This is a genomic window from Microvirga arabica (assembly GCF_016811235.1).
In the GTDB taxonomy this organism is placed as follows: Bacteria; Pseudomonadota; Alphaproteobacteria; order Rhizobiales; family Beijerinckiaceae; genus Microvirga; species Microvirga arabica.
In genome coordinates, this window is the sequence record NZ_JAFBID010000198.1 from 1 (window position 1) to 1,223 (window position 1,223).

The window sequence follows — 1,223 nt, forward strand, 5'->3', positions numbered from 1 at the left end:
TGAAGTAGTTTGGACTTAATCTGACAGACGGTGTCGTTAGGCTGAGGCAAGAGCCGAGGCCGGGCGCGGAGTGGACGGGGTGCGTAGCGCCCGGCCTCGGCGTTCCCAAGGAGCACCGTCATGACCAACGAGCAGAAGATCATCCGGGCCAAGGTCGGCCTGCTGGAGCTGGCGAAGCAGCTCGGCAACGTGAGCCAGGCCTGCAAGATGATGGGGTATTCCCGCGACAGCTTCTACCGCTTCAAGGAGCTCTACGAGACCGGCGGCGAGCTCGCCTTGCAGGAGCTGACCCGGCGCAAGCCGCTGCTGGCCAACCGCACCCCGCCCGAGGTGGAAGCGGTGATCATCGAGCTGTCCCTGGAGCAGCCCGCCTTCGGTCAGATCCGCCTTGCCAACGAGGTGCGCAAGCGCGGCCATTCGATCTCACCCGCCGGCGTCCGTGGCGTCTGGCAGCGGCACGATCTAGAGACGATGAAGAAGCGGCTCAAAGCTCTGGAAGCCAAGGTCGCGCAGGAAGGTCTGATCCTCACCGAGAGCCAATTGGCAGCCTTGGAGAAGGCCAAGGCCGAGAAGGATGCGCATGGCGAGTTCGAGAGCGAGTGTCCCGGCTATTGCGGAGCGCAGGACACTTTCTACGTTGGCACCATGAAAGGGGTCGGGCGCATCTACCAGCAGACCTTCATCGACACCTACACCAAGGTGGCCTTTGCCAAATTGTACGACCGCAAGACCCCGATCACCGCGGCCGACCTGCTCAACGACCGTGTCCTGCCGTTCTTCGATGCTCACGAGGTGAAGTTGTGTCGGGTGCTCACCGACCGCGGCACCGAGTACTGCGGCAACCCCGAGCACCATGAGTACGAGCTCTACCTGGCAGTCGAGGACGTGGACCATTCCCGGACCAAGACCAAGAGTCCGCAGACGAACGGCATCGTGGAGCGCTTCCACAAGACGGTGCTGGACGAGTTCTATCGCGTGGCATTCCGCAAGAAGATCTATGGCTCGATCGCCGAACTCCAGACTGATCTCGATGCTTGGGTTCGGAGTTATAATGAGGAGCGGTCGCACCAGGGGCGGTGGTGCTTTGGCAAGACGCCGATGCAAACCTTCGTCGATGGCCTGCCGCTGGCAAAGGAGAAGATGATTGCAGCCTGATCTTGTCCGACAGGCTCAACCCGATCACTCTCAGACGCCAGATGTCAGATCAAATACCAACTACTACA

Annotated in this window: 1 protein-coding gene; it reads left to right on the forward strand. The window is 61.1% G+C overall.

The features are described 5' to 3' along the window. Positions 1 to 120 precede the first annotated feature (120 nt). Positions 121 to 1,155 carry an IS481 family transposase gene (locus tag JQC81_RS32425; protein ID WP_203275860.1) on the forward strand — a complete coding sequence of 345 codons (1,035 nt, stop codon included), beginning with the start codon at positions 121 to 123 and terminating at the stop codon, positions 1,153 to 1,155. The last annotated feature ends 68 nt before the right edge of the window (positions 1,156 to 1,223 follow it).

Bases quoted from the DNA above. Each gene is read 5' to 3' on its own strand.
- JQC81_RS32425 (WP_203275860.1), top strand. From the start codon at position 121: ATGACCAACGAGCAGAAGATCATCCGGGCCAAGGTCGGCCTGCTGGAG.